Below are 4,108 nucleotides of genomic sequence, written 5' to 3' on the forward strand. Positions count from 1 at the left end.
AGTCGAACAGGAACAAGTCGAACAGGAACAAGTCGAACAGGAACAAGTCGAACAGGAACAAGTCGAACAGGAACGTTTACATACTAATCTAGTAGAGGGGGAGCACGCCGGCCAAGAGAGTGCAAGGAGCTCGGCTCAGCAGGAGACTGAGCCGGCGGCTCTCCCAGCAGGAAAGCCGATCCGAAAAGGACCCAGACGACAGCCATTCGAGAGCGGTCGCTAGAACTCGCTAGGTCGGTCGGTACGATAAACTCCCGAAACGTTTCGCCCTGATGTTTATGGCGGTCGGGTCTGATAGTTTCTGGTTTCGAAGGCCGCTCAGCGAGCAGCCTGCGGTAAAGCAATCTTCGGCGCCCACTCCAGCCAGCGCGACTCAACAGAATCATTCAGTCTGAACACGGTGCCTGCGGGAACAATGGGTTCCTTGACGGCCTCCTCGGGCGTGGCAAAAGCGATCCCACCCTCAAGCAGTGATTCAATGGATTTACTGCGGATATTGGCGCCACTGAACAAACCGACATTCACGGCCACGCCACTGGCATTCCAGAAGCGGGTGCCGCGACGGATAAGCGCGGTATATCGTGGATGTATATTTATGTGAATCAGCGTTTTGGTTGAATCTGGTGCCAACTCAAAGTCAAAGACCTCGCCCACCGGAATGTCTCGGTAAAACACCTTGTTGCCGGCTTTGATTGAGCCGCGTTGCGACGCCGTTAATATCAGGTTCAGTCCGGTTTCGGGTTTGCGTAGTGCCGGTTGACTGTCCAGCGCGACAAAATGACGTTTTGGTTTACCCTCCCCTGGCCGCACGATGATATAACTGCCTGTAACCAGTGTTTCTAGGTTGCGCGTGCCAACAAGTCCGAGCTGTGGTTTTACCAGCCAGAATTCGCTGCCGCTGCGGGCCAACCCCTTGGCTGAAGGCGACAATCGCGCCTTGACGTTTACCCCGTGCAGATTTTCGTCCAGCTCGACGGCGTACACTTCCCCTACCTTGATGCCTTGATATTTCAGCTCAGTCCCTTTGTTCAGGCCGCTACCAGAGTTGAAATGCAAGCTGATATCCAGTGAGTCGTCGACCAGGGTGCTTTCATAGTTTGTGTGCAGCGTGTATTTCAGGCCTTCCCATGCGGCTTGGGGATTGGCTATCTCCGGTGTACGAAAAGCGATACCACCGGCAACGATGGTGGAGAGAGATTCAGTCGCGATATCAAAACCACCCAGGTTGCCGCTGATTGAGATGCCGCTGGCATTCCAGAATAGCGAGTGGCGTTGCAGGAGGTGAGCGTAGCGTTGGTGGATGAAGACGCCGATATTGACGCCGCGTGGGTCGAGCTCAACATGCTCTACCTGGCCGACGGCAATTTTGCGATAGAAAACCTTGCTGCCAACGCTAATGGAGCCAGGTTCCTCACTGCGCAATGTGACACGTAGTCCCGGATCCTGGATTTTTTGTTCTGGCGGTTTGGCTAACCCGGTGAAGCGCTTTTGAGGACTGCCACCCTCTCCCGCTACCTTCATAGCGACGTAGGGTCCACCAATAAGCGCATCAATGCCTCGTATACCTTCGGTAGAAACTTCGGGCTTTACTATCCAGAATTGGGTGTCCGCATTCAGGTAGGTATTGTAGGGAGCTTTTATCTCCAAGCGAACTTCTGCACCTTTCGCCGGGAAGTTATCAACAAAACGCCAGTTGAGTACCCGCCCTACATCCATGCTGTTCAAGCGAACTTTGCTGCCGCTATCCAGGCCGTCAGGGTTCTGAAAGTACACAGTAATGACGCGACTGCCCGCTGCTTTTTCTTTGGATGCGAAAAGCGTGAAGGTCGCGTCATCCTCGATGGGTTCAGCGTTTTTATCCGGTGTGTCAATTACGACGCCGCCTACAAGAATACTGGCAAAGGAGCCTACATCGACCTCGACGCCTTGTAGACCTGCATTCACTTTGATGCCACTTTGCCGCCAGAAACGGGAACTTCGATTTATCAGGTGACTGTAGACCGGATCAACCCGGGCGACGATTTCCACGCCGTGGTCGGTTATCTGGAAGCCTTCGATATCGCCAACGTCAATCTGCTGGTAAAGCAGTGGAGCTCCCACGGCTAATGAGCCAAGGCTGTCAGCTTCCAGACGCAGGCGTAGGCCAGGCATGGTGCGAGCCAGTGGTGGCGGCCCGAGCAAAGCCTCAAAGTTACTGGCGGGTTTGCCGTCGCCCGGCTTGAAGCTTATGTAGTTACCTTCAACGAGGGTGTCCAAGCCAGATACGCCCGACAGGGAAATCTGTGGCTGTACCAGCCAGAACTGCGTTTTTTCCCGAATCAGCGGTTCAATTTGGCGGCTGAGCTCGAGAGTTACCGTAACGCCTTTCAGATCATCGTCGAGCTGCAGATTGGTTACCTCGCCCACATTGATGCCCTGATACACGACGGGCGTTTTGCCTACGGTAATGCCGCTGCCATTGTTAAAAGAAACGGTAACTTCCAGGCCATGCTCAATCAGGTTTTTATACATTAACCAGCCGGAGAGGGCGACGGCGATGAGCGGCAAAAGCCAGATCGCGGAAATGCTTTTCTTGGGCTTTTCGGTGGCAGACGGCAGGTTGGTTTCATTCATGTTCCAGATCCCAAAGTAGGCGTGGGTCAAAACTGCTGGCGGCAAGCATGGTCAATACCACGACTGCGCCGAAAGCTACTGCTGCCGGCCCGCTTTCCACGTTGGCGATATTTCCCAGATGTACGAGGGTAACCAGGATGGAAATCATAAAGAGATCCAGCATCGACCAACGTCCTATAAAGTGGATAAAACGGTATAGCACGGTGCATTGAAATTTGCTGAGTGACAAGCGCCACTGGACCACCAGCATAAGAATAACGAGAATGACCAGTTTTGCTACCGGCACTGCAATACTCGCGATAAATACGATCATTGCAATGGCGCGTAAATCCGCTTCCCAGAGAGCGATTACGCCTGACATGATGGTGTCCGGGTCGCCCTGGCCAAAGCTCACTACGGTAAGAATGGGTAGAACATTAGCCGGTATTAAGAGCCCGATAGCGGCCAGCGTATAGGCCCAGCTCGTTTCCAAGCTCCGGGGTTTGCGCATGGTCACCGGGTTATCGCACCGTGGGCAGTGTGTTTGGTGGCGCTTTCGGCTTGCGGGCAGGTGACAGAGTTTGCCGCACATGCCGCAGCGGGCAATGCCATGGGCACGGGCAGTGTCAGTCATGCGCTGGACTCCTGTTCCCACTGCTGCCAGGCTTGTTCTTCGCGGAAATACTGGTTGCAAACAATGACAGTTAACAACAATAGAGCAAAGCACCAGCTACCGCTGCCGATAACGACCTCACCGTCGTCTATCATCTTTACATAGGCCACGATGATACCCATGGCGTAGACCTCAAGCATGCTCCAGCCCTGCATCCAGCGGTGCCACTTCATCCACTGGGGGAAATTGCTGGGAAAGCGCCGCTGCCGCTGCCACAGGCTGATGGCGAATACACACAGTAGGTGTAGCAGCGGCGCGACTATAGAGCACAGTAGCACCAGCAGTGCCAGCATCTGCTCCCCTTCTGTCCACAACCGGCCGATACCACCGAGTAGAGAATTGCTGCCTTTTTGCCCAACCATTGTCAGTTTGAGAATCGGTAGGGTGATGGCCGGTATAAATAGGATAAGACCGCTGAGGGCTGCGCATAACACGATATCGCTGGAGTGTTTGCCCACGCCCCACAACAGCGCATTGCAGCGAGGGCAATGTCCCTCCTTATCGTCGGCGCGTGGCTGGTTCTGCAATAAGAGATCGCATTCAGGACAGGCCAGCAGGCCAGGATGTTGAGTGGGGGCTGTGTGCATTAGCGCATTGTAATGAAGATCTGCGCTCAGCGCACTGGCAGAATTGCGTAAAAATAGAGCTAGTTCAATAACTTGGAAGGTGTGCTTGAAAGTGTTGCGCGGTGTGAGCTGGGGCGCAAAGTGGTGTACTTTTATATTGATGGCAGTACAATGACACTAAATATTGGCGCACATCTGAATCGTAAACCAAGGTGAAGACTATGAACCAAGCTGCCGGCACGGGCTGCCCCATACATGACAATGTCGATCGTCGAAA

General features: G+C 53.9%; 3 protein-coding genes. All 3 read right to left on the reverse strand.

All coding sequences use genetic code 11. From position 1 onward, the window contains the following. Positions 1 to 318: 318 nt before the first annotated feature. From ABYP39_RS17670 to ABYP39_RS17680, 3 genes are read right to left on the reverse strand one after another with little or no spacing between them, the layout of a single operon-like run. Complete coding sequence (locus ABYP39_RS17670) at positions 319 to 2,613, reverse strand: MlaD family protein (protein ID WP_372783913.1); 2,295 nt, start codon at positions 2,611 to 2,613, stop codon at positions 319 to 321. Then, on the reverse strand, positions 2,606 to 3,226 hold the full coding sequence (locus tag ABYP39_RS17675; RefSeq protein WP_372758814.1) for a paraquat-inducible protein A: 621 nt from the start codon (positions 3,224 to 3,226) through the stop codon (positions 2,606 to 2,608). The genes ABYP39_RS17670 and ABYP39_RS17675 overlap by 8 nt, the downstream gene beginning before the upstream one ends. Continuing rightward, positions 3,223 to 3,852 (reverse strand): paraquat-inducible protein A, encoded by a 630-nt coding sequence (locus ABYP39_RS17680; protein ID WP_372758815.1) that lies wholly within the window; start codon positions 3,850 to 3,852, stop codon positions 3,223 to 3,225. Before ABYP39_RS17680 ends, ABYP39_RS17675 begins: the two co-directional genes overlap by 4 nt. Between the last annotated feature and the right edge of the window lie 256 nt (positions 3,853 to 4,108).

It is taken from the genome of Litorivivens sp. (assembly GCF_041625495.1).
In the GTDB taxonomy this organism is placed as follows: domain Bacteria; phylum Pseudomonadota; class Gammaproteobacteria; order Pseudomonadales; family Spongiibacteraceae; genus Litorivivens.